The sequence below is a fragment of the Streptomyces sp. NPDC091416 genome (assembly GCF_044756845.1).
In the GTDB taxonomy this organism is placed as follows: domain Bacteria; phylum Actinomycetota; class Actinomycetes; order Streptomycetales; family Streptomycetaceae; genus Streptomyces.
Genome location: NZ_JBIVTU010000002.1, coordinates 309068 through 332598 on the forward strand (window position 1 = coordinate 309068; position 23531 = coordinate 332598).

Annotated in this window: 23 protein-coding genes; 5 read left to right on the plus strand and 18 right to left on the minus strand. The window is 71.2% G+C overall.

The genetic code is table 11. The features are described from left to right. Positions 1 to 136: 136 nt before the first annotated feature. The 4 genes from ACIQMX_RS08315 to leuA form a co-directional block, all read right to left on the minus strand. The gene (locus tag ACIQMX_RS08315; RefSeq protein ID WP_402475873.1) at positions 137 to 892 is read right to left on the minus strand and encodes a hypothetical protein; all 756 of its coding nucleotides are present in this window, start codon (positions 890 to 892) and stop codon (positions 137 to 139) included. Positions 893 to 972: 80 nt separating this feature from the next. Then, positions 973 to 1677, minus strand: coding sequence for a TerB family tellurite resistance protein (locus ACIQMX_RS08320; RefSeq protein ID WP_363069586.1), 705 nt, complete (start codon positions 1675 to 1677; stop codon positions 973 to 975). A gap of 119 nt (positions 1678 to 1796) precedes the next feature. Next, complete coding sequence (locus ACIQMX_RS08325; protein WP_402475874.1) at positions 1797 to 3428, minus strand: IS200/IS605 family accessory protein TnpB-related protein; 1632 nt, start codon at positions 3426 to 3428, stop codon at positions 1797 to 1799. A 241-nt stretch (positions 3429 to 3669) separates the two neighbouring features. After that, positions 3670 to 5457, minus strand: a complete 1788-nt coding sequence (gene leuA / locus ACIQMX_RS08330) for a 2-isopropylmalate synthase (RefSeq protein ID WP_363069582.1) — start codon at positions 5455 to 5457, stop codon at positions 3670 to 3672. 295 nt (positions 5458 to 5752) lie between these two features. Between leuA and ACIQMX_RS08335 the strand changes: the two genes are divergently transcribed. Further along, on the plus strand, positions 5753 to 6829 hold the full coding sequence (locus ACIQMX_RS08335; RefSeq protein WP_402475877.1) for a M4 family metallopeptidase: 1077 nt from the start codon (positions 5753 to 5755) through the stop codon (positions 6827 to 6829). Between the two features lie 33 nt (positions 6830 to 6862). Beyond that, positions 6863 to 7129 (plus strand): protealysin inhibitor emfourin, encoded by a 267-nt coding sequence (locus ACIQMX_RS08340; protein ID WP_363069578.1) that lies wholly within the window; start codon positions 6863 to 6865, stop codon positions 7127 to 7129. Between the two features lie 53 nt (positions 7130 to 7182). Here the strand turns inward: ACIQMX_RS08340 and era are convergent, their stop codons facing one another. From era to ACIQMX_RS08365, 5 genes are all read right to left on the minus strand, one after another. After that, positions 7183 to 8157: a GTPase Era gene (gene era, locus ACIQMX_RS08345; protein ID WP_363069576.1), complete on the minus strand. Its 975-nt coding sequence runs from the start codon at positions 8155 to 8157 to the stop codon at positions 7183 to 7185. Between the two features lie 61 nt (positions 8158 to 8218). Continuing rightward, on the minus strand, positions 8219 to 9172 hold the full coding sequence (locus ACIQMX_RS08350) for a WxL protein peptidoglycan domain-containing protein (protein ID WP_363069574.1): 954 nt from the start codon (positions 9170 to 9172) through the stop codon (positions 8219 to 8221). 101 nt (positions 9173 to 9273) lie between these two features. Further along, positions 9274 to 10656, minus strand: coding sequence for a beta-xylosidase (locus ACIQMX_RS08355; protein ID WP_363066101.1), 1383 nt, complete (start codon positions 10654 to 10656; stop codon positions 9274 to 9276). Between the two features lie 214 nt (positions 10657 to 10870). Further along, entirely contained in the window at positions 10871 to 11224 is a 354-nt protein-coding gene (locus ACIQMX_RS08360; protein WP_363066099.1) for a cytidine deaminase, read from the minus strand. Positions 11225 to 11278: 54 nt separating this feature from the next. Continuing rightward, positions 11279 to 12100 carry a helix-turn-helix transcriptional regulator gene (locus ACIQMX_RS08365; RefSeq protein ID WP_402476483.1) on the minus strand — a complete coding sequence of 274 codons (822 nt, stop codon included), beginning with the start codon at positions 12098 to 12100 and terminating at the stop codon, positions 11279 to 11281. 174 nt (positions 12101 to 12274) lie between these two features. Here ACIQMX_RS08365 and ACIQMX_RS08370 point away from each other — a divergent pair, with 174 nt between their 5' ends. Continuing rightward, positions 12275 to 13693, plus strand: a complete 1419-nt coding sequence (locus tag ACIQMX_RS08370) for an MFS transporter (protein ID WP_402475880.1) — start codon at positions 12275 to 12277, stop codon at positions 13691 to 13693. On the opposite strand, the gene ACIQMX_RS08375 is transcribed toward ACIQMX_RS08370, so the two are convergent. Continuing rightward, complete coding sequence (locus tag ACIQMX_RS08375; protein WP_363066093.1) at positions 13690 to 14274, minus strand: helix-turn-helix domain-containing protein; 585 nt, start codon at positions 14272 to 14274, stop codon at positions 13690 to 13692. The two genes, ACIQMX_RS08370 and ACIQMX_RS08375, sit on opposite strands and share 4 nt — an antisense overlap. A gap of 57 nt (positions 14275 to 14331) precedes the next feature. Between ACIQMX_RS08375 and ACIQMX_RS08380 the strand changes: the two genes are divergently transcribed. Further along, positions 14332 to 14979 (plus strand): dihydrofolate reductase family protein, encoded by a 648-nt coding sequence (locus ACIQMX_RS08380; RefSeq protein WP_402475883.1) that lies wholly within the window; start codon positions 14332 to 14334, stop codon positions 14977 to 14979. A 79-nt stretch (positions 14980 to 15058) separates the two neighbouring features. On the opposite strand, the gene ACIQMX_RS08385 is transcribed toward ACIQMX_RS08380, so the two are convergent. The 5 genes from ACIQMX_RS08385 to ACIQMX_RS08405 all read right to left on the minus strand — a co-directional run bounded on the left by ACIQMX_RS08385 (position 15059) and on the right by ACIQMX_RS08405 (position 19495). Next, positions 15059 to 15412 carry an MmcQ/YjbR family DNA-binding protein gene (locus tag ACIQMX_RS08385; protein ID WP_219573186.1) on the minus strand — a complete coding sequence of 118 codons (354 nt, stop codon included), beginning with the start codon at positions 15410 to 15412 and terminating at the stop codon, positions 15059 to 15061. Further along, entirely contained in the window at positions 15409 to 16701 is a 1293-nt protein-coding gene (locus tag ACIQMX_RS08390) for a hemolysin family protein (RefSeq protein WP_363066089.1), read from the minus strand. Before ACIQMX_RS08390 ends, ACIQMX_RS08385 begins: the two co-directional genes overlap by 4 nt. Then, positions 16698 to 17195, minus strand: a complete 498-nt coding sequence (gene ybeY / locus ACIQMX_RS08395; RefSeq protein WP_363066087.1) for an rRNA maturation RNase YbeY — start codon at positions 17193 to 17195, stop codon at positions 16698 to 16700. The genes ACIQMX_RS08390 and ybeY overlap by 4 nt, the downstream gene beginning before the upstream one ends. A gap of 9 nt (positions 17196 to 17204) precedes the next feature. After that, positions 17205 to 18254 (minus strand): PhoH family protein, encoded by a 1050-nt coding sequence (locus tag ACIQMX_RS08400; RefSeq protein WP_402475884.1) that lies wholly within the window; start codon positions 18252 to 18254, stop codon positions 17205 to 17207. 134 nt (positions 18255 to 18388) lie between these two features. After that, positions 18389 to 19495: a PfkB family carbohydrate kinase gene (locus ACIQMX_RS08405; RefSeq protein ID WP_363066083.1), complete on the minus strand. Its 1107-nt coding sequence runs from the start codon at positions 19493 to 19495 to the stop codon at positions 18389 to 18391. Between the two features lie 326 nt (positions 19496 to 19821). Between ACIQMX_RS08405 and ACIQMX_RS08410 the strand changes: the two genes are divergently transcribed. Next, complete coding sequence (locus ACIQMX_RS08410) at positions 19822 to 21177, plus strand: MFS transporter (protein ID WP_363066081.1); 1356 nt, start codon at positions 19822 to 19824, stop codon at positions 21175 to 21177. Here the strand turns inward: ACIQMX_RS08410 and ACIQMX_RS08415 are convergent. From ACIQMX_RS08415 to ACIQMX_RS08425, 3 genes are read right to left on the minus strand one after another with little or no spacing between them, the layout of a single operon-like run. Further along, on the minus strand, positions 21141 to 22133 hold the full coding sequence (locus tag ACIQMX_RS08415) for an adenosine deaminase (protein WP_363066079.1): 993 nt from the start codon (positions 22131 to 22133) through the stop codon (positions 21141 to 21143). The genes ACIQMX_RS08410 and ACIQMX_RS08415 overlap by 37 nt on opposite strands. 36 nt (positions 22134 to 22169) lie before the next feature. Then, on the minus strand, positions 22170 to 23078 hold the full coding sequence (locus tag ACIQMX_RS08420) for a ribonuclease Z (protein WP_402475887.1): 909 nt from the start codon (positions 23076 to 23078) through the stop codon (positions 22170 to 22172). Positions 23079 to 23091: 13 nt separating this feature from the next. Continuing rightward, positions 23092 to 23451: a histidine triad nucleotide-binding protein gene (locus ACIQMX_RS08425; protein WP_326662349.1), complete on the minus strand. Its 360-nt coding sequence runs from the start codon at positions 23449 to 23451 to the stop codon at positions 23092 to 23094. Positions 23452 to 23531: the final 80 nt, after the last annotated feature.

A 23531-nucleotide genomic window follows, 5' to 3' on the forward strand; every position in this document is an offset into this window, starting at 1 on the left:
TGTCCAGACTCCCTTTGGGCCGGGGGCGATACGTCGCACCGGGGGCCGACTTCCCGGCTACTGCCGGGGAGGGTGCGGCGGCCCGGTTACTCCCGCGGGAGTAGCGCGGCGTCGGGGCGGCGTCGGCCCCGTTGGGTCAGAAGGGCCGCCCGTCCCAGCCCGGGTCCTCCCAGCGGGCCGCGCCGTCGAGGCCGAGCAGCCGTATCCGGTTGAGCAGTTCCGCCGGTGCGCCGTGGGCCCGGAGGCGGGCGGGCGCGTTGCGGACCAGCCAGGAGGTCAGCCCGGTGCGGATCTCCTCCTCGTTGTCGTCCCGGGAGTTCCAGGGCAGTTGGTCTCCGATGAGTTCCCACTCCCACCGTTCGACCAGGGCGGCGAGGTGTCCGTCGGCCGGTGGTCCCGTCAGCGTCTCCCAGACGCCGAGCCACGGGGCGACGGCGGCGGACGCCCCGGTGGCCAGGACCAGGACGTCGGGGACGGGCACCACGGGGCGGGGATCGATGAGGGTGCGGGCCCACCAGGCGTGCAGGAACTCCCGGACCGCCCCGGCCTGTGCGGCGGGCCACTGCTCCCACCGGCCCCGGGCGAACGACCAGCCCGCCTCCGCGTACCAGGGACCGGCACAACCGGCGACGAGGGACCGGGCGAACTGGGGCAGGATCCTGCGCAGGACGGATGCGTGGTCGCGCCAGTCGGGGGCCTGCCAGGTGCGCCGCAGGAGGTCGGGCTCCAGCTCCGTGTCCGCCACCTTGAGCAGCGCGAGCTCCTCGGCGGCGCCCCAGTGGCACACGCAGTTGTTCTCGTCGGGGCGGGCTGTCAGGCCGGCGAACGTGACGGCCAGGTGGTCCAGCGCGGCATCGAGACGCAGGCGTGCACGGGATTCTTCGGCGCTCATCGGGGAGCTCGCAATCGGGGCTCCGGGAGCTTCCGCCACCCGAAGAGAGCGACCCTACCGGGCCGTCGCGGCCGGAGTTGTCAGGAGGGCGTGCGCGCCGCGGCTGCGAGAAGGCGTGCGGTGTCCTCGGCGCGGAGCCGCAGTGCCCCGCCGGCCGTGGTCAGCACCTCGCGTTCGGCCGGGCTGTACGGGCCGTCGGCGAGGGCGATCCGGGCGCCCTGGAGCAGGATCGATTCGCGGCCTGCGGGCGCCAGGTGCGGAGCGAGGGGCTCCAGCGCCTCGTGGAGCTCGATGGCGAGCGCCGCGCCGCAGGCCTCGGCCGCAGGGTCGAACGCGGAGCCGTGGCCGATGTCGGCGGCGAGGATCTCGACGACGGTGGCCAGCTGCTCCTGGGTGCAGTCGTCGAAGCCCGCGCCGCGCACAGTCTCGACGGCCGTCTCCAGAACCGTACGGGAGGTGCTGCCGCCGGCCGCGAGGACCCCGAGGGTCACGGTGTGGACGGCGTCCCTGAGCATCGCGGAGAAGCGTGTGGTGGTGGGGTGGTCGAGCGCCTCGGGGTCGAAGTGGGCGTGGCAGGCGGCGCATTCGACGACGGGTCCCACGGTCCCGCGTCGCAGCAGTGGTACGCCGAGGACGGCGAAGCGGCGACGGCCGGTGAGGCGGCGGTAGTTGCGGTCGCCTCCGCAGCCGGGGCAGAAGAACTCACCGTCGCCGATGGCGTCCCACAGGGTGCGGATGCCGCAGATACGCAGCTTTGTGGCATGTTGTCCCAGGGCTGACCGCACGTCGAACACCTCCGTAACGCTCCGGCAACATTGCCGTGTTGGACGTGATGTTAACCACATCCGTGAAGCGGCGTCAGCATCTTGCTCGTCACAACCGTCCGGAGATGGCCGAACCGTTCCTATTCAGTGAGCAGGAGTGAGTCTTGGACCCATGCCTGGTCGCTGCGGACATCCCGAACGGTTTTGGGTGTCCTGGTCGCCCGCATTCTCGCCGCGTCCGGTGGCTCGGATCGTATCCGTGGTCCGGGGATGCGGGGGCGGGTTCCCTCACGCCCTCGTGCACCTGGTGCGGCCTGGACGGTCCGATGCCCCACACGATCACTCCGGTCGTGTGGGGGCGGTGCCGTCCGACGCCTGATCGGGTGTCCGAGGGCGCGTCGCCCGATCGCGATACCAGCGGCATCGTGACGGGACATCTTCCGGTGCGGGGTGGTCAGCGGCTTCTGCCAGTGCTGACCACCCCACATCGACGTATAGGCCGGATCCACCGCGATGACCGCCAGGCCCTGTTCGGCGGCCATGGAGACCAGCCGGGCCTTGAGCTTGCCGGTCGGGATGCCGGAGATCAGCTGCCGGAACCGCTTCCTGCGCCCGTGCTTCTCCCGCGTCTTCTCCGCACCGAAGTCCAGGTCCTCGATGGCGATCGCAGTGACGCCGGTCTGTTTGGCCCAGTGCAGAAGGCGGGTGAGGGCGTGGCGGAGTTGCGCGTCACGGTGGTGGGCGGTGCCGGTCAGGTCGTAGGCGAAGCGGTGCGGTTCGCCGGCCGGGTTGCCGTGCGGGTCGAGACGGTAGGCGGCAAAGTGATCCGCGTTGGTGTCCACACCGATCACACCCCCGGCACGGGCCGCTTGTAGGGGGATGGTCTGCACGGCGGGGCGTTGCCAGGACGCGGTCAGGTACCAGCGGTCCTTGGCGGTGTCGCAGTGGATGCGGTAGGCGACCGCCCGGTTCCCTTCGACGCGGTCGGCCCACTCCACGCCCCGGTGCGTGAACGCCACGGTGGTGGAGGTGAGGGTGTAGCGGCCGTGTTTGGTGTTGGCGAGGTGGGTGAGTGGGGCGGGCAGTTTGATGCTGACCTGCCCGTCCGGGGTGACGCGGATCGTCTCGTTCCCGTACCGCTTGCCCGACTCACCGTCCGCCGCCAGGAACCAGCGCTCCGCCTCCCACCGCTCCCGCCACTCACCCTCGGTCAACCCTGCCTCGGCGAGATGATGGCGCGTGGTGAGAAGCCGTTTCCCACCCCGCACGACCCGGACCCACCCTGCTTGCCAGTCCCTCACTGCGGCGGCGTGCCGGTGTTCCAGGGCCTTGAGGCGGCGGGACTTGTGGAACCACTCACCCCGGGACCGGTAACCACCCGGGGCACGTTTCGTGCCCTTCTCTCCGACCGGAAGGGACAACCGGTGCTTCAGCACCTTGATTCCGGCCTCCAACGACCGGATGTGTGCGGCCTGGCAGCGCCGGGCCAACGCCCACTGATCATGAGTCGCCTTCGTGATCGCCCCCGCAATCCGCGACGACGACACCTTCGTCAGCTCCCGCTTACGCCCGGCCCAGGACTCGGTGCTGTGGTCCGGGCCGTCCGCGCACCGGGCCTTCAGATCCCGGGAAGCCAGCGCGCCCTGATGGGCGCCGACCGCCCGCAGCACGTGCACGTCCTGCGCGGTGAGGTGCTTGAGACGGTCACGCACCGCCACCCCCGAAGGGCCAGGGGCCACGAACGACGCCGCCAACTCACGTACACCACCCACCGCCACACCCCCCGAAGCCGCCGAGTAACCCGCACTCGGCACAACGAGCCATCACCGACAAGGTCACCCATTCGACCCCGAAACGTTCGTTCCCACCGTCACCCGTCAGGCCACCGGACTCGCTTCCGGGCGCTGAAAAGCACTCATACACACAAGAACGACAGCAGTTCACAACCCCGCCCCCCGGGAGCGGGGGACGGGTTCACGAACCGTGCGACTTCGCACCCTTGTGGGGCCCGGGTCAGCGGGTGGCGCGGTTGACCGCCGAGACGACCGCCTTCAGGGAGGCCCGCGTGGTGTTGGCGTCGATGCCGATGCCCCACAGGACCTTTCCGTCGATGGCGCACTCGATGTACGAGGCGGCCTGCGCGCTCGCGCCCTCGCTCATCGTGTGCTCGGTGTAGTCCAGCAGCCGGGCGTCGATGCCGATGGCCTGCAGCGCTTCGAAGAACGCGGAGATCGGGCCGTTGCCGGTGCCGGTGAGCACGGTGTCCGCGCCGTCCACGGTCGCCTCGACGGTGATCGTGTCCTGGCCGTCCGAGCCGGTGGTCGTCTGGCCGGAGCGGATCTGTACGCGTCCCCAGGCGTTCTCCGGGTTGGGCAGGTACTCGTCCTGGAACGTGGTCCAGATCTGCGTCGGCGTGACCTCGCCGCCCTCGGCGTCGGTCTTGGCCTGAATGATCCGGGAGAACTCGATCTGCATCCGGCGCGGCAGGTCCAGCTTGTGGTCGTTCTTCAGGACGTACGCGATGCCGCCCTTTCCGGACTGCGAGTTGACCCGGATGACGGCCTCGTAGGAACGGCCGACGTCCTTCGGGTCGATCGGCAGGTACGGGACCGCCCACTCGATGTCGTCGACGGTCTTGCCCTGGGCGGCCGCGTCGGCCTCCATGGCGTCGAAGCCCTTCTTGATGGCGTCCTGGTGGGAGCCGGAGAAGGCGGTGTAGACCAGGTCGCCCGCGTAGGGGTGGCGCGGGTGGACCTCCATCTGGTTGCAGTACTCGCTGGTGCGGCGGATCTCGTCGATCTGCGAGAAGTCGATCTGCGGGTCCACTCCCTGCGAGAACAGGTTCATGCCCAGCGTGACCAGGTCGACGTTGCCGGTGCGCTCGCCCTGGCCGAACAGGCAGCCCTCGATCCGGTCCGCTCCGGCCATCAGGGCCAGTTCGGCGGCGGCGACGGCGGTACCGCGGTCGTTGTGCGGGTGGACGGACAGGCAGACGAACTCACGGCGCGACAGGTTGCGCGACATCCACTCGAACCGGTCCGCGTGCGTGGACGGCGTCGAACGCTCCACGGTGGCGGGCAGGTTGAGGATGATCTCGCGGCCCTCCTCGGGCTGCCACACGTCACAGACCGCCTCGCAGACCTCCAGCGCGAAGTCCAGCTCGGTGTCGGTGAAGATCTCGGGGCTGTACTGGTAGCCGAAGATCGTCTCGTCGCCCAGGATCTTCTCGGCGTACTCCATGACCAGCCGGGTTCCGTCCACGGCGATCTGCTTGACCTGCTCCTTGGAGCCGCGGAAGACCACGCGGCGGAAGGTGGGGGCGGTCGCGTTGTACAGGTGCACGGTGGCGCGGTGGGCGCCGCGCAGGGACTCGACGGTCCGCTCGATCAGTTCCTCGCGGGCCTGCGTCAGGACGGAGATCGTCACGTCCTCGGGGATCGCGCCCTCTTCGATGATGGAGCGGACGAAGGCGAAGTCGGTCTCGCCGGAGGACGGGAAGCCGACCTCGATCTCCTTGTAGCCCATGCGCACCAGCAGGTCGAACATCTCGCGCTTGCGGGCCGGCGACATCGGGTCGATCAGGGCCTGGTTGCCGTCGCGCAGGTCGGTGGAGAGCCAGCGCGGCGCCGTGGTGATCCGCTGCTCGGGCCAGGTGCGGTCGGGAATCTCGACGGCGTCGTAGCGGCCGTACTTGTGCACCGGCATCCCGGACGGCTTCTGCAGGCCCGTGGCGTTGGTGATCGGCGTGGGGCGGCCCACGGCGTTCTCGGCGGGGGTCTGCGCGGGGTTCACTGCGGTCATGGCGTAGGGCTCCTCGGGTGTCCTGCAAGGGGACGGCCGACTGTGTTGCTGCAACACCAGACTCCGCGGGGAGGGGGTCGGCCTACGACTACAGGCCCTCGCCGCGGCAGCTAAGAAGAAGCAGCCCGAAACGCATGATGCGAAGAGACTAACCGAGGGGCGCCCGAGACGTCCGTGCCGTATCAGTATGCGGGACCGGGCGCCGGTAACGGGTGAACAGTGAGGGATCACTCTATTTCGTCAATCCTGGTGGCAACCAGTGACATGGCGATCACGCGCTGCCACAGTCGTGTGTATGCAGCCTCGATCTCAGCACGAAACCCGTCCTGTCTTCTGCACCATCGTGCCTCCCCACGTCCTCGACAAGCTGTCGCAGTCCGACGACCCCGTCCTCGCGGGCCCCGCCCGCCGCACCCTGGAGGCCGACGCCGCCCGCCGCACCCGGCGCCAGGTCACCACCTTCGTCCGGCCCACGGCCACCCCGGCGTCCGAGGGCGACCGCTCCGGCAAACCCGACCGCACGCTCTACGACTGCCGCCACGGCACGGACCTGCCCGGCACGAAGGTCCGGTCCGAGGGCGAGGACCCCACGTCCGACGCCAGCGTCAACCGCGCGTACGCGGGCCTCGGCGCCACCTTCGAACTGCTGCTCAGCGTCTACGGCCGCCGGTCGATCGACGGCAACGGGCTGCCGCTGATCGGCTCCGTGCACTACGACGAGAAGTACAACAACGCCTTCTTCGACGGCGAGCAGATGGTCTTCGGTGACGGGGACGGCGAGATCTTCCTGGACTTCACCGTCGCCATCGACGTCATCGCGCACGAGCTGGCGCACGGGCTGACCCAGTACACGGCCAACCTGAACTACTACGGCCAGTCCGGCGCGCTCAACGAGTCCGTGTCCGACGTGTTCGGCTCCCTGGTCAAGCAGTACTCGCTCGGCCAGACCGCCGGGCAGGCGGACTGGCTGATCGGCGCGGGCCTGCTGGCGCCCCGCGTCCAGGGAGTCGCGCTGCGCTCGATGAAGGCGCCCGGCGCCGCGTACGACGACGACGTGCTCGGCAAGGACCCGCAGCCCGCCTCGATGGACGACTACATCCACACGGGCGAGGACAACGGCGGGGTCCACCTCAACTCCGGCATCCCGAACCGCGCGTTCTACCTGCTGGCCACCGCGCTCGGCGGCAGTTCCTGGGAGCGGGCGGGCCAGCTCTGGTTCGATGTGCTCACCGGTGGTGAACTGGCGGTGGACGCGGACTTCGCGTCCTTCGCCCGGCTGACCGTGGCGGCCGCCCGCAGCCGCTTCGGCGAGGGCGACGAGGTCGAGGCGGTCCTCAAGGCCTGGTCGGAGGTGGGCGTGCCGACCGCGTAGGCCATGAGCCCGTCCGTCGAGGAAGGACACCGCATGCGGATCCAGGTGAGCAGGACCGGCGGCTTCGCCGGCATCGCGCGCCACCGCGAGATCGACACCTCGGGACGGGCCGACGCCCACGAGTGGGAGGCCCTGGCCGAATCGGCGCTCACCGGCGGCCAGGAGGCCTCCGCGCCGGGCGTCCCGGACGGCTTCCGCTACCGGATCACGGTCGACGGCCGCACCGTGCACTGCGCGGACCCGCGGCTGACCGACGCCCAGCGCGCCCTGGTCTCACGCGTCCTGAAGGAGGGCGCGTGAGACCGGCGGCGTACGTCTGACGGGGCCCGGGGCGGTCCGCCCGCCGGCGGCGCTCAGAACCCCAGCTTGCGCAGCTGCTTCGGGTCGCGCTGCCAGTCCTTGGCGACCTTCACGTGCAGGTCGAGGAAGACCGGAGTGCCCAGCAGGGCCTCGATGTGCTTGCGCGACTTCGTGCCGACTTCCTTCAGCCGCTTGCCCTTCGGGCCGATGATGATGCCCTTCTGGCTGGGCCGCTCGATGTAGACGTTGGCGTGGATGTCGAGCAGCGGCTTGTCCGCCGGACGGTCCTCGCGCGGCAGCATCTCCTCGACGACGACCGCGATGGAGTGCGGCAGCTCGTCCCGTACGCCTTCGAGCGCGGCCTCGCGGATCAGCTCCGCGACCATGACCATCTCGGGCTCGTCGGTGAGGTCGCCCTCCGGGTAGAGCGGCGGGCTCTCGGGGAGCAGCGGGGCGATCAGGTCCGCCAGCAGGCCGACCTGTTCGTCCTTGACCGCCGAGACCGGGATGATCTCCGCCCACTCGAACCCGAGCTCCTCGCCGAGGCGGGAGACGGCCAGCAGCTGTTCGGCGAGCTGCTTGGACTCGACCAGGTCGGACTTGGTGATGATCGCGATCTTGGGCGTCTTCTTGATGCCCGCGAGTTCCTTGACGATGTACTTGTCGCCGGGGCCCAGCTTCTGGTCGGCCGGCAGGCAGAAGCCGATGACGTCGACCTCGGCCCAGGTCGTGCGTACGACGTCGTTGAGACGCTCGCCCAGCAGGGTGCGCGGCTTGTGGAGGCCGGGGGTGTCGACCAGGATCAGCTGTGCGTCCGGCCGGTGCACGATGCCGCGCACGGTGTGCCGGGTCGTCTGGGGCCGGTTGGACGTGATCGCCACCTTCTGGCCGACCAGAGCGTTCGTAAGGGTGGACTTGCCCGCGTTGGGACGGCCCACGAAGCAGGCGAAACCGGCCCGGTGGGGGGCGGTGTTCTCAGCCTGCCGCGCAGCAGCTTCTGGGTTAGGTCGAGCGCTCATGGCGCCCATTGTCCCCGATCCCGGCGGTCGCGGGGCACCAAGGCGCCGCCGCGGCCACCGGAGCCGCTCCTCAGACCGTGCGCCGACGGCTGCGGCGTGACCGGATCCACAGCGCCGCGCCCCCGGCCAGCACGGCCAGCAGCACCCCGGCGACCAGCCAGGGCAGGGCGAAGTACGACACGGACGCGGACTCACGCGTGTCGCGGGCGCTCGCGGTCAGCTTGATCTCGCCCCACTCCACCTGCGGCGCGCCCGCCCACGTCTCGGTGAGCCTGACCTCCTGGCGGGGCAGCAGTTCGGAGGGGATGCGCTTGAGGTCGCGGGAGAGCAGGGAGCGGCCGAAGAGGCCTTCGGCCCTGAGGGCGACCTTGGGGCTGAGGGTGACGTTGCCCCGGTTGTGCAGCGTGTACGAGATGACGGCCCGGGACTTGCCGGTGCCCGGGACCAGCGGCGCGGTGTGCTCGACCTCGACGTCCTCGACGGAGAGCGCGGGCAGCGTCGGGCCGTTGACCCGGAGGTAGATCCGGGCGCCGACCGCCTTCTGGATGCCGACGGCGACGGCGCCCTCGTCGGCGGGGTCGATGCGCTCGTCGAGGGCGACGAGCGCCCCGGGGTGGTCGCCCGGTTCGGCGTCCTCGGGGACCTCGATGGTGACGGGCACGGTGACCGAGCCGTGCGGTTTCACGGTGACCCGGTCGCGCCCGGCCTTCGCCCAGGCACCGACGGAGCGCTGCTTCTCGCTCTGGCCCCGGACCGCGAATCCGCCGTCGCGTGCGGTGTTGTAGGCGTCGGCCGCGTACAGACGGAAGGTCAGCGGTTCACCGGTCTTGTTGGTGACCGTGACCTTGTCGGTGAGGGTGGCTCCGGGGTCGGCGGAGAGGTAGAAGTACGGCCGTGTGCCCGCGTCGGCGGTGGCGGGAAAGACCGACCAGCTGCCGTTGTCGGCGGCGCCGGCCGTGGGCGCGCCGAGCGGGAGGAGGACTCCGGCCAGCAGGGTCGACAGGAGTACGGAGAGTTTGCGCACGGTGCGGGCTCCCAGGTGCACGCTCGGGCGGGGTGGGCCGGGCGGGTGCGCGCCCGGCCCACCGGTTGATCAGTGGTGCTCGCTCACGGGATCAGTGGTGCTCAGGTGAGGGTGAGCGTGAGGACCCCGGTGTACGCGCCGGCGGCGGTGAACGCCGGTACGTCCAGCGACAGCTGGGCGTCGACGGTGAATTCACCCCCGGTGAGCGCGCCGTCCGGCGTGGACGCCAGGGTGGCGCCCGCGCTGCCGACCGTTCCCCCGGACCCGGCCGCGCAGGTGCTCGGGCTGCCGGACTTCGTCGCGCAGGCCGGGCTCCAGCCGAGCGCGGAGGCGCCGATCGTCGCCCCTCCCGGACCCGTGAAGTCGGTGACCTTGCCGGTCAGGGACCAGCCCGCGGGGCCGCCGCGGAAGTCCTTGACCGTCACGGTCTGCAGGGCGCCGGTGGAGGCGCCGCCCTGCCCGAAGTCGACCGCCGACAGGGCGACGGAGTCACCGGCCTGGGTCATGCTGAGCGTGCCCGGCTTGACGGTGGACGTCAGCCGCTGGCTGCCGTCCGGGATCTCGCCGCCGCCCGTGGTGACGGTGTAGGCCTGGGGGCCCGCACCCTTGGCCGGATCCCAGCTCGCTCCCTCGAACGCGACGATGCCGGTGGTGGCCGGATCGGTGATCTTGGGCCGGAAGGTGAAGGTGCCCGAGTCGGCCGCCTTGGCGGTGATCCTGTCGGCGGTGATCGCGGTGCCGTTCCAGCCGGCCACGGTGACGTCGGCGCCCGGGGTGAACTCGGTGCCGGTGACGGTGACCCGCTCACCGGGCGCCCCGGAGGACGTGCCGAGCGTGATCGTGCGCTCGTTGACCTGGCCGCCGCCGTCCGTGGCGATGATCGTCTGGGAGACGGGGGCGGGCGGATCGGTGACCGTGCAGGGCGTGTCCAGCTCCATGATGTAGCTGGTGTGGATGTTGTAGTCGCCGGGCGAGAGGGTGATCTCGCCGGGCGCGGTGACGGTGAAGGTCCCGGTCATGGAGAACGACGGGAAGTCACCCTTGCCGGGCACCGGTCCGTTCTTCTTCGGGCCCGCCACCGTGACGTCCGCGGACTGCGCCCCGCCCACGGTGACCCTGCCGGTCGGCGTCATGATGTCGGCGGGCAGCGCCAGGTCGACGGGGTTGCTCGCGGCCGGTTTGACGACGGTGTACGTCACCGTGACCGTGTCGCCGACCTTCGGGGCCGCGTTGTCGACGGTGATCTCGGCCGAGGTCGTGCCGTCGATCGGAGGGATGCCGGCGATGGCGGGCGGGATGCAGTGGGTCGGGAAGTCCACCGCGACCGAGGCCGTCGCACTGGCCTGTGCGGGTCCGGCGAGCAACCCTCCCCCGGTGACGACGAGCGCGCCGACCCCCAGCGCGGCGGCCCAGCGTCGGCCGCGGTCCGGCCGGTCCCTGCGACGGGATCTTCGGCTGTCGGATCTTCGAATGGCTTGGCGCATGGAGCCCCCTCCTGCGGGATCCGGCGCGGCGGCTCTTCCGCGTCGGCAGGGAGCCATTGATGACTTCGGCCCGGAAGAAGTCAATGGGAGCGAAACGCGTTGACTGATGGGCCATCAGATGGTGTCAAGATCCACGCTTTCCGTGCATCCCGCGCGAACGCCCCGCACCGGTGGGCGCGGGGCGTTCGTCCTCATGGGGGCGGTCCTGCGGAGTTCAGCCCGCCGTCACGGTGAGCCGCAGCACGCCGTCGGGCCCGGCGAGCAGCACGGGCGTGTCGGCCCCGCCCAGGTCCCGTACCGCGGCCCGGTCCTCGTCGGACGGGGTCTGCGCGTCGGAGACGACCGCGGCCGCCTCCAGGGACGTGGCCCCGCTGGCCACGGCCATCGCGACGGCCGTCCGGAGCGCGCTGAGGCGCAGCGACTCCAGCTCCACCGTGCCCGCCACATACGTACGTCCGGTCTCGTCCCGCACGGCCGCGCCCTCCGGCACGCCGTTGCGGGCGCGGGCGCTGCGCGCCAGCGTGACGATCTTGCGGTCCTCGGCGCCGAGGTCGGTGCTATCGGTCATGTGCCGAGCATACGAAGTGCGCCGACGGGAACGGCACGCGGGCGCCCGGGCGGCTCATGCCCGTACCTGGTGCATCGAGCCCCGCCGGCCCTCCGGCGAGGTCAGCCACCGCAGTTTCTCCTCCGTGCCGGTGCCCGGCCACGGGTTGTGCAGCACGACCACGAGATCGGGGCGGGCCGGGATGCGCAGCTGGGTGACCTCCATGGCCAGCGTGCCGACCGCCGGGTGCGCCAGCTCCTTGCGCATCTGCCCGCCCGGCGCGATGTCCCGCCGTGCCCACAGCTCGGCGAACTCGGGGCTGCGCTCCTTGGCCTCGGCCACGATCGTCCGGAAACCCTCGTCGTCGGGGCATTCCGAGCACGCGGCCCGGAACTGGGCGACGACCATGGCCGCGGTCTCGTGCCAGCCCTTGTTCCGGACCCGGTGGACGGGATCCGTGAAGAAGTCGATCACGCAGTTCTGCGGCCGGTCGGGCCCCATCCCCATCACCGCCGAGGCCGCTTCGTTGTACAGGATGATGTTCCAGTACGCGTCCATGATGTGGGCCGGGAACGGCATCCAGCCGTCGAGCAGCCGCTGCAGCCCCGCGCACATGTCCGTGTGCGCCGGATCGACCTCGGGTGCGGGCGGGTTGAGCCCCGCCAGTACGTAGAGGTGACGGCGTTCGGCGCTGCTGAGCCGCAGTACCCGGGCCACGGAGTCCAGTACCTGGGGCGACACGGTGATGTCGCGGCCCTGCTCCAGCCACTGGTACCAGGAGACACCCACCCCCGCGAGGACGGCGACCTCCTCGCGCCGCAGCCCCGGGGTGCGGCGCCGGGCCCCGCCGTCCGGGAGGCCCGCCTCGGCCGGGCTGACCCGCGCCCGCCTGCTCATCAGGAACTCCCGCAGCTCGCCGAGGCGGTGCGCCTTGCCGGCGTCCGCCGCGGCCCGGACCGGTGTGCCCACGTCACTCCCCCTGGTTCACTGGCCCGCGCCTGCCTGGTGGTGCGGCCAACAGGATAAGTTCCGTCTCCCCAGGGATATTCCGGCGGCCGCAGGCTCGGGTCCATGGCGATCGATTCCCCTTCCCCTTCCCCCGCAGTTGTCACCGCGCCCGCCCCGGACCGGCTCTCCGGCCGGGCCCGGCTGGTCCTCCTCGTCCTGTGCGCCGCGCAGTTCATGGTGTCGCTCGACTTCTCCGTACTGAACGTGGCGCTGCCCGTCCTCGGCGAGGACCTCGACCTGAGCCGGTCGGGCCTCCAGTGGGCGATCACCGCGTTCGCCCTGCCGTCCGGCGGCTTCCTGCTGCTCTTCGGCCGGATCGCCGACCTCTACGGCCGCCGCCGGCTGTTCCTCACCGGACTCGCGGTCTTCGGCGCGGCCTCGCTGCTCGCCACCTTCGCGTGGAGCCCGGGCGCCTTCCTGACCGGGCGGGCGCTCCAGGGGCTCGGCGCCGCGGCCATCGTGCCCACCGGCATGTCCCTGCTCACCACCACGTTCCCGGAAGGCCCGCAGCGGGACCGGGCGCTCGGCATCAGCGGCACCCTGCTCTCGCTCGGGTTCACCGTCGGCATGGTGGCCGGTGGCACCCTCACCGACACCCTCGGCTGGCGCTCCACCATGGGACTGCTGACCCTGGCCGCGGTGGCCGTCCTCGCGGCGGCGCCCGCGCTGCTCGGCGAGTCCCGTACGCCCGACCGGCCGCGGCTGGACGTACCGGGCGCCGTGACCGTCACCGGCGGGCTCCTGGCCCTGATCTACGCGCTCTCCACCGCCGCCGAGCACGGCTTCGGCCGCGTGGACGTGCAGGTCTCGCTGGCCGCCGGGGTCGTCCTGCTCACCCTCTTCGCGGCTGTCGAGTCCCGGACCTCCGCCCCTCTGGTCTCGCTGCCGATGCTCCGCCGGCGCACGGTCGCCTTCGGCAATCTGGGCGGGCTGCTCACGTTCTCGATGATGAGCACGATCGTCTTCGCCCTGACCCTGTACCTGCAGGAGGTCCTCGGTCTGTCGGCCTTCGGGACCGGGCTCGTCTTCGGCGTACAGGGCGTCGCCTCGGTGGTGGCGGGTGTGTACGCCCCGGAGGTCATCGGCCGGTTCGGCGCCCGGCGCACCCTCGCCGTCTCCCTGCTGGGCCAAGGCCTGTTCATCGCGGCCCTGCTGGGGCTCGGTACGGGTTCGGGCGTCTGGCTGGCCACGGCGGCGGTCTCGCTCGCCAGCATGTGCCACCTCGGCGCGATCATCGCGTACGGCCTGACCGTCACCTCGGGCGTGCCGGACGAGGAGCAGGGCCTGGCGACGGGTCTGGTCACCACGACCCAGCAGGTCGGGCTGACGCTCGGCATCCCGCTGCTCGGGGTGCTGGCGACGACCCGGGGTTCGCTGTTCGACGGGGTGCGGACGGTGATCGCGGTGGCCGCGGTCCTGCTGGTCGTCGCGGCGGGCGTGGTCGCGGCCGGGTTGCGGAGGTCCCGGGACGACAGGCCCTAGCGGGTGCGGGTCCCCGGCAGGTCCAGGGGGCCCGGGTCCGCCGGGGACCCGCTTCCTCGGCTCTCCCGGGCGGCCGCCTCCTCGTAGGCGGCCGTCAGTTCCGCCAGCACGCCGTCCGCAGGGGCCGGTGCCCCGGTCAGGTGGGTGGCCCGGAGCTCGGCCATGAACCGCTCCCACATCGGAGGGCCTCCGGCGGCCAGCAGTTCGGCCCGCACCGTGAGCTCCGGAGCCGTGTCCAGCCAGCGGGCGCCCCAGGCGCCGAGCTGGGCCATCACCGGGACGAGCTGAACGGCCGCCTCGGTGAGGTGGTACGCGACCTTCTGCCGGTGGCTCGGGTCGTCGTCGCGGGTGAGCAGCCCCGCCGCGACGAGTTTCGCCAGCCGGTTGGCCAGGATGTTCGACGCGATGCCTTCCATGGAGGCGTTGAGCAGCTCACGGAAGTGGGTGAGGCCGCCGAACATGATGTCGCGCAGCACGATGAGGCTCCAGCGGTCCCCGAGGAGCTCGACCGTCATGTTGATCGGGCAGCCGGACCGGCCCGGCGACACGGGCAGCTTTCCGGAGGGAACTGGTTGCAACATGGGAGCAGTCTAGATAGCTTACGGACCGGTTGCAGATTGCAATCGGAAGGGGATCCGATGAAACAGCTGGTCCGCGTCCAGAACTTCTGCGTCTCCCGGGACGGCTACGGCGCCGGGGAGAACCAGACGCTCGACCGCCCGTTCGGCAGCGTCGACCCCGGCCGGCTCGTCTCCTGGGCCGGTGCCACCGCCCACTGGCCCAACCGGACCGATCCCGGGGGCTCCCTGGGCCTGGACGACTACTTCACCCGCGACTTCTCCCACAACATCGGCGCCGAGATCATGGGCCGCAACAAGTTCGGCCCTCAGCGCGGCCCGTGGGAGAACCACGACTGGGAGGGCTGGTGGGGCGAGGAGCCCCCGTTCCACACCCCGGTGTTCGTCCTCACCCATCACGAACGCCCGTCGTTCACGCGCGGGGAGACCACGTTCCACTTCCTCGACGCGTCCCCGAAGGACGCGCTCACGCGGGCCTTCGAGGCCGCGGAGGGCAAGGACGTCCGCATCGGCGGCGGTGTCGCCACGGTCCGGGAGTTCCTCGACGCCGACCTCATCGACGCGCTGCACGTCGCCGTCGCGCCCCTCGACATCGGCGCCGGCGAACGGCTGTGGGAGAGCCCGGAAGCGCTGACCGACCGTTTCCACCTGGAGAAGGTCCCGAGCCCGAGCAGCGACGTGGTGCACCACCTGTTCTGGCGGAAGTGACCGGCCCGGCCCCGGACCTGGGCCATTTGTTCGGATCATGCCGGACCCCGCGAGCCCGGCATGATCCGAACGGAAGGCCCTACGCCCGGTCGAGCCGCAGCCGCTCCGCGCGCGGCAGCTTCGCCACCACGAGGTCGTAGCTGTCCTCGATCAGCTCCCGCAGCTTCGCGTCCGGCAGACCGGACACCGTCACGGTGTTCCAGTGCCGCTTGTTCATGTGCCACCCCGGCGCCACGGCCTCGTACTCCTCCCGGAGCCGCACCGCGTCGTCGGGGTCGCACTTGAGGTTCACCGTCAGCGGCTCGCCGTCCAGCGCGGTCAGCGCGAACATCTTGCCGAGCACCTTGAAAACGGAGGTCTCCGGCCCGAACGGGAACTCCTCCACGCTCGCGTTGAACCCCAGGCACAGGGCCCTGAGCTGCTGCGGTGTCATGCCGTCGCCTCCTCCTCGGGAGCCACCGGCTCCACCAGCACCGTCACGATCTTGTTCCGCCGGCCCGCGGGCGACTCCGCGGTCAGCCGCAGCCGGCGCCCGTCGGGGAGCTCGATCTCGGACGAGGCACCCGCGATCGGTACCCGCCCCAGCGCCTTCGCGAGCAGCCCGCCGACGGTCTCCACGTCCTCGTCGTCGTACTCGTCGAGGCCGAACAGCTCGCCGAGGTCGCCGATGTCCAGCCGGGCGGTCACCCGGAAGCAGCCGTCGACCAGCGGCTCGACCGGCGGGAGCTCCCGGTCGTACTCGTCGGTGATCTCGCCGACGATCTCCTCCAGGATGTCCTCGATGGTGACGATGCCCGCCGTGCCGCCGTACTCGTCGATCACGACGGCGACGTGGCTGCGGTCCTGCTGCATCTCCCGCAGCAGGTCACCGGCGTTCTTCGTGTCGGGCACGAACGCCGCCGGACGCATCGCCGTGGAGACCAGATCGGCCTCGGAGTCCCGGTTGATGTGCGTCTTGCGGACCAGGTCCTTGAGGTAGACGATCCCGACGATGTCGTCCTCGTTCTCCCCGGTGACGGGGATCCGCGAGAAACCGGAGCGCAGCGCCAGGGTCAGCGCCTGCCGGATCGTCTTGTAGCGCTCGATGCAGACCAGGTCGGTGCGCGGCACCATCACCTCGCGCACGAGCGTGTCGCCGAGCTCGAAGACGGAGTGCACCATGCGGCGCTCCTCGTCCTCGATCAGCGACTCCTGCTCGGCGAGGTCGACCATCGCCCGCAGCTCGGCCTCGCTCGCGAACGGCCCCTTGCGGAACCCCTTGCCCGGCGTCAGCGCGTTGCCGATGAGGATCAGCAGCTGCGGGATCGGCCCCATGATCCTGGCGAGCGGCAGCAGCACGTACGCCGCCGCGGTGGCCGTGTTCAGCGGGTGCTGGCGGCCGATGGTGCGCGGTGAGACACCGATGGCGACGTACGAGACGAGGACCATCACGCCCATGGCGACGGCCAGCGCCTCCCAGGTCTCCGGGAACTCCTTGAGGCAGGCGTACGTGACGAGCACCCCGGCCGCCATCTCGCAGGCGACCCGCACCAGCAGGGCGACGTTGAGATAGCGCGTCGGGTCGGCCGCGACCTGTTCCAGCTTGTCGCTGCCGCGCCGCCCCGAGCGGACCGCCTCGGCGGCCCGGAAGCTCGACGTACGCGCGATCCCGGCCTCGGCGCAGGCCGCGAGCCAGCCGACGACGACCAGCAGGACGACTCCGAAGACGAGAGGCAGGCTCACGAGACGGTGGGTGCCGGGGACGGACCGGTGAGCCCGTGCTCGCCGCGCCAGCCGTCCACGATCGCCGCCTGGAGACCGAACATCTCGGCCTTCTCGTCGGGCTCCTCGTGGTCGTAGCCGAGCAGGTGCAGCACCCCGTGGACGGTGAGGAGCTGGAGCTCCTCGTCCATGGAGTGCTGCGTCTCGGCGTCCTCGCCCTGCTTCTTCGCGACCTCGGGGCAGAGCACGATGTCACCGAGGAGCCCCTGCGGGGGCTCCTCGTCGTCCTTGGCCGGCGGACGCAGCTCGTCCATCGGGAAGGACATGACGTCCGTCGGGCCCGGCAGGTCCATCCACTGGATGTGGAGCTGTTCCATCGCGGCGCTGTCCACCACGATCACCGAGAGTTCGGAGAGCGGGTGGATCCTCATCCGCGCGAGCGCGTAGCGGGCGATGTCGAGGATCGCCTGCTCGTCGACCTCGGTTCCGGACTCGTTGTTGACGTCGATCGACATGGTGCGCTGCTACTGCTTCCCGTTGCGTCGGCCCCGGCTGCTGCCGGCCTGGCCGTCCTGGTCGCCCTGGCTGTCGTACTTCTCGTACGCGTCGACGATACGGCCGACCAGCTTGTGCCGGACGACATCCTGGGACGTGAGCCGGGAGAAGTGCACGTCGTCGATGTCTTCGAGGATGTCCTGCACCTGGCGCAGGCCGCTCTTCGTGCCGCTGGGCAGGTCGACCTGGGTGACGTCACCGGTGACGACGATCTTCGAGTCGAAGCCGAGCCGGGTCAGGAACATCTTCATCTGCTCGGCGCTGGTGTTCTGCGCCTCATCCAGGATGATGAAAGCATCATTCAGGGTCCTGCCCCTCATGTACGCCAGCGGCGCGACCTCGATCGTGCCCGCAGCCATCAGCCGCGGGATCGAGTCGGGGTCGAGCATGTCGTGCAGGGCGTCGTAGAGCGGGCGCAGGTACGGGTCGATCTTGTCGAAGAGCGTGCCGGGCAGGAAGCCGAGCCGCTCACCGGCCTCGACCGCGGGGCGGGTCAGGATGATCCGGCTGACCTGCTTGGACTGCAGTGCCTGCACTGCCTTGGCCATGGCGAGGTAGGTCTTGCCGGTACCGGCGGGGCCGATGCCGAAGACGATCGTGTGCTTGTCGATCGCGTCGACATAGCGCTTCTGGTTGAGCGTCTTGGGGCGGATCGTGCGGCCACGGCTGGAGAGGATGTTCTGCGTGAGCACCTCGGCCGGGGTCTCGGTGCCGTCCGCCTTGCCGTTCTCGCTGGCCTTGAGCATCGCGATCGACCGTTCCACGGCGTCCTCCGTCATCGGCTGCCCGGTGCGGAGCACCAGCACCATCTCGTCGAACAGGCGCTGGATCAGGGCGATGTCCGCCGCGGCGCCCGTCGCGCTTATGTCATTGCCCCGGACGTGGATGTCGGCCGCCGGGAACGCCGCTTCGATCACGCGCAGCAGCGAGTCGCCCGCTCCCAGGAGCATCACCATGGGGTGAGCGGCCGGGATGCTGATGTGGGCACGCGCCTGCGGCTGTGTGGGTGTCTGAGTCATGGGCCGGCCCTCGGGCCTGCGCATACCTCCCGTTGCGGGGTTCTCGCTGCTCGAAAACCTCAGGTGTACCCAGCCTACGACTCCGTACTGACATCACCGAGAGGTTTTCGCGGGCGGGAATCACCGCTGCCGGCTCACGCGCGGAAGCCGATCGTCGGGACGGCCCGGCGCAGCGGCCAGGGGCGGGCCTCGGCGGGGAGCAGGTCCTGGAGGAAGGCGTACCGCTGGAGCGCGGCCGGGTCCTGACCGGTGACGGTACGGATCCGCTGCCACCAGGCAGCGATCTCCGCCCAGCCGGGGGCCGAGAGCGAGCCGCCGAACTCCTGGACGGAGAGGGCGGCGGTGAGGCCGGCGAAGGCGAGGCGGTCGGCGAGGGGCCAGTTGGCGAGGGTTCCGGTGACGAAGCCGGCGACGAAGACATCGCCCGCACCGGTGGGGTCCAGGGCCTCGACGGCGATCGCGGGGACCTCGGCGGTGGTCCCGGTGGCCGCGTCGACCGCGTACGCGCCCTCGGCACCGAGGGTGACGACGGCGAGCGGGACCCGTTCCGCGAGGGCGTGGGCGGCGGCGCGGGGGCAGTCGGTGCGGGTGTAGCGCATGGCCTCCTCGGCGTTGGGGAGGAAGGCCTGGCAGTGCTCCAGGCCGGGCAGGCCGTCCAGGTCCCAGCGGCCCGTCTCGTCCCAGCCGACGTCGGCGAAGACCAGGGCGCCGCGGCGGGCCGCCGTGGCGACCCAGGGTTCGCTGCGGCCCGGGGCGAGCGAGGCGATGGCGGCGCGTGCCCGCGGCGGGCACCGGGGAGGAGCGGTGGCTCCGGTGGGTGCGAACGCGGGCGGGGGCGGGGCCTCGTGGCCGTGGGAGACCATCGTCCGCTCGCCCTCGTACGCCATCGAGACGGTCACCGGGGAGTGCCAGCCGCGGACGGTGTGCGACAGGGACAGGTCGATGCCCTCGCCCTGTTCGAGGGCGTCCCAGCAGTACTCGCCGTAGTGGTCGTCGCCGAACGCCGCGGCGAGTGAGGTGCGCAGGCCGAGGCGGGCGAGCGCGGTGGCCATGTTGGCGACCCCGCCGGGGCTGGATCCCATGCCGCGGGCCCAGGACTCGGTGCCGCGCACCGGGGCGCTGTCCAGGCCGGTGAAGATGATGTCGAGGAAGACCGTGCCGGTGAGGAAGACGTCGCAGTCGGGGTCCTGCGGTGCGCGCAGCCCGCCCAGCGGGTCGATGTCTGGAATGTCAGCGCTCACCTTGCACTCCCCGGTCGTGGCGGTTGCGGCCAGTGTGCCCGATTCCCGTCCATGGACGCGGGGTCCGCGCCGGGGCCCGGGCCGGGTCTGCGCACACAGGGCTGACCTGCATAAACATGCGCCAATACCCGCATAGAAACACGGCAAACGCATAAGTGACCCAGATCACAGCGCGGCGACTTTCGGTCGACCGGGGGCGCTTGATACAAATTGGCCCGCGACCACCGTTGGCGACATGACCGACGAGTGTGCCGATTCCTCGCATTTCTCGCATTGCCCTCCCCTGCCTTCTCTCCGCCTCCTCTGGCATGTCTTCAGGAACGCCCATGTCCTCGCGCCCTCGCGCCGCGTGGCCTCTGGTTGCCGTGTTCACCGCCGGTTACCTCGCCGCCTATCTGCTCCCCACCATCGTGGGACGGCTCTCCGTCTATCTGGGCCTCAGCACGGCCGAGGCCGGTCTGGTCGGCAGCGCCCTGCTGCTGAGTTCGGCCTCGGCCGGCTTCTGCCTGGCGGGCCGCGTCGAGACGTACGGGCCGCGCAGACCGGCGCGGATCGGCCTGGTGCTGGCCGTGCTGGGCTACGGCTGCGCCGCGCTCGCGGGTTCCGTGCCGCTGGTGGTCCTGGGCGCGATGGTCGGAGGTTTCGGCTCCGGTACGGCGACCGCGGTGGCCGCGGCGGGCATCGCCGCCCAGCGTGACCCGCACCGGACGTCGTCCCTGGGGCTGCTGAGCGTCTCGGCGACCGCGGGCGCCCTGTATCTGACGATCCCGCACCTGGGCGGCGGCCACCGGCTGCCGTTCGCGTCGATCGCCCTGGTCGCACTGCTCGTCTGGCCGGCCACCTCCCGGCTCGGCAGCCCGGCCCCGGCCGGTCCCGCCGTCCCGGCGTCGGGGCGGCTGCCGCACCGCCGCTCGGGCCTGGTGCTGGCGGGCGGCATGCTCGTCTGGTCGATGGCGCAGAACGCGCTGTGGGGGGTCAGCAGCCGCATCGGCGTGGATCAGGTCGGGCTCTCCGAGGTCACGATCGGCGCGGTGTTCGCCGCCGCGCTCGGCGCCGGTCTGCTCGGCGTCATGGGCGCCGGGGTACTGGGGGCCCGGCTCGGGCGGGCGGTGCCGATCGGCCTGGGCACCGTGATCATCGCGGCGAGCATCGTGCTCAGCTCGTCGGCCGGGAGCCTCGGCTCGTTCGCGACCGGCGAGATCCTGTGGAACACCGTCTACCCGGTGGTCCTGTCGTATCTGATCGGCCTGGCCGCGTCCCTGGATGTGCGGGGCCGCTGGGCGGTCCTGGCGGGCTCGGCCTCCTCCGTCGGCGTCGCCTGCGGTCCGGTGCTCGGCAGTGTGCTGTCCGAGGGGGCCGGTTTCCCGGTCATGGGGATGGTCCTGGGCACCGTGACGCTGCTGGTCGCGATCCCGGTGACGGCGGTGGCCCTGCACACCGGTGGCCGTCCGCTGGTGCCCGGTTCGGTGCGCCGCAGGGGCGGTGCTCCGGCGGCCCTGCTCGCGGTCACCACCGGCGCGGTGCCCGGGGCGGTGCCGAAGCTGGGCGCGCCCGAGCAGGCCGTCACGGAGATCAGCCTGCCCGCGCTGCGCCGCCGGCGCCTGGTCAGGAGTGCGTTCCGGACGGCCGGCCCGTCGGGTGGCGGTCAGTCGAACGCGTACGCCTCGACCTCCGACAGGTAGCGCGCCCTGCGCTCCTCGTCGTGGTCGAGGAAGGCCGCCTCGAAGGAGTTGCGGGCCAGGGTGCGCAACTGCTCGCGCTCCAGGCCGAGCGCCTCGTGGACGGCGTGGAAGGTGTCCCCGACATACCCGCCGAAGTAGGCGGGGTCGTCGGAGTTCACCGTGCAGAGCAGTCCGGCGTCCATCATGGCCCGCAGCGGGTGCTCCTCCAGGGTGTCGATGGCGCGCAGCCGTACGTTGGACAGCGGGCAGAGGGTGAGCGGCACCCGGTCGGCCACCAGCCGCTTCACCAGCTCCGGGTCCTCCATGCAGCGCAGTCCGTGGTCGATGCGCTCCACGCCGAGCACGTCGAGCGCCTCGGTGATGTATGCGGGCGGGCCCTCCTCGCCGGCGTGGGCGACCTTGCGCAGGCCGAGTGCCCCGGCCGCCTCGTACACCTCACGGAACTTGGCGGGCGGGTGGCCGACCTCGGCGGAGTCCAGGCCTACGGCGCTGATCCGGTGCAGGTACGGCTTCGAGGCCTCCAGCGTCTCCAGCGCCGAGTCGGCGGACTGGTCGCGCAGGAAGCACATGATCAGCTGGGTGGAGATGCCGTGCTTCTCCTCGCTGCGCTCCAGCGCCCGGCCGAGTCCCTCGACGACGGTGCCGATCGGCACACCGCGGGCGGTGTGCGCCTGTGGGTCGAAGAAGATCTCCGCGTGGCGTACGCCCTGGGCGGCGGCGCGGGCGAGGTAGGCGTCGGCGAGTTCGGTGAAGTCGTCCTCGGTCCGCAGCACCGCCATCAGCGCGTAGTACAGGTTGAGGAAACTCTGCAGATCGTCGAAGAGGTAGGCGGTGCGCAGCTCCTCGGTGTCCGCGTAGGGCAGCGGCACGCCGTTGCGTGCGGCGAGCGCGAAGGCCAGCTCGGGTTCGAGGGTTCCTTCGATGTGGAGGTGGAGTTCGGCTTTGGGCAGGTGCACGGGTTTCTCGCTTACGCAGGGTGGTGCTGTGACGTGTTACGGGTGACGGCTCGGTACCGGGACCCGCGTCAGGTCCTGGGCGATGGTCAGTTCGCCCTCGAATCCGGCCGCTCTGGCCTGGGCGCCGAAGGCCTCCGGGTCCGGGTAGCGCTGGGAGAAGTGCGTGAGCACGAGGTGCCGTACGCCTGCTTCCCGCGCGACCCGGGCCGCCTGGCCGGCGGTCAGGTGGCCGTGGTCGGTGGCCAGTTTCGCGTCCTCGTCGAGGAAGGTCGACTCGATGACCAGCATGTCGCATCCCTCGGCGAGTGCGTGCACGCCGTCGCACAGCCTGGTGTCCATGATGAACGCGAACCGCTGCCCGCGCCTGTGCTCGGACACGTCGTCGAGGGTGACGCCGCCGAGGGCGCCCTCGCGCAGGAGCCGGCCGACGTCCGGTCCGGCGATGCCGTGCTCGGCGAGCTTCGCGGGCAGCATGCGCCGCCCGTCGGGCTCGACCAGCCGGTAGCCGTACGACTCGACGGGGTGCGAGAGCTTGTGGCTGCTGAGCGTGTACGTGTCCGTGGTGGCCAGCGGCCCGTCGGCGGCGACCGGCGCCTCGGTCAGCTCGACGGACTCGCGGTAGGCGGTCGCGTACCGGAGCCGTTCGAAGAAGTGCTGTCCGCTCGCCGGATAGTGCGCGGTGACGGGGTGCGGGACCTGGTCGAGGTTGATCCGCTGGATCACTCCGGCCAGGCCCAGCGAGTGGTCGCCGTGGAAGTGCGTGACGCAGATCCGGTCGATGTCGTGCGCGGCGACGCCGGCCCTCAGCATCTGGCGCTGGGTGCCCTCGCCGGGGTCGAAGAGGATGCCCTCGCCGTCCCAGCGCAGCAGGTAGCCGTTGTGGTTGCGGTGCCGGGTCGGCACCTGGCTGGCGGTGCCGAGGACGACGAGTTCGCGTGCGGACACGACCTGGGCCCCTCTATCCGGGAGGCCACTGGAGGCCGCGGCCGGCCAGGACGTGGGCGTGGGCGTGGAAGACGGTCTGCCCGGCTCCGGCACCGGTGTTGAACACGACCCGGTATCCGGTCCCGTCGACCTTCTCGTCGGCGGCGACCTGCCCGGCCTCGCGCAGCACGTCGGCGAGGATCTGCGGCTCGGCGGCGGCGAGGGACGCGGCGTCGGGGTGGTGGACCCGCGGGATGACCAGGACGTGGGTGGGCGCCTGGGGGTTGATGTCGCGGAAGGCGACGGTGGTGTCGGTCTCCCGGACGATGGTGGCCGGGATCTCACCCGAGACGATCTTGCAGAACAGGCAGTCGGGCTGCGGTTCTCCTGCCATGGGGTGCGCTCCTTGGTCTCGGTGATCCGTTACGGGGGCAGCCTAGTGCCGCGGCGGGCAACGTCTGAGGCACGGGGTCC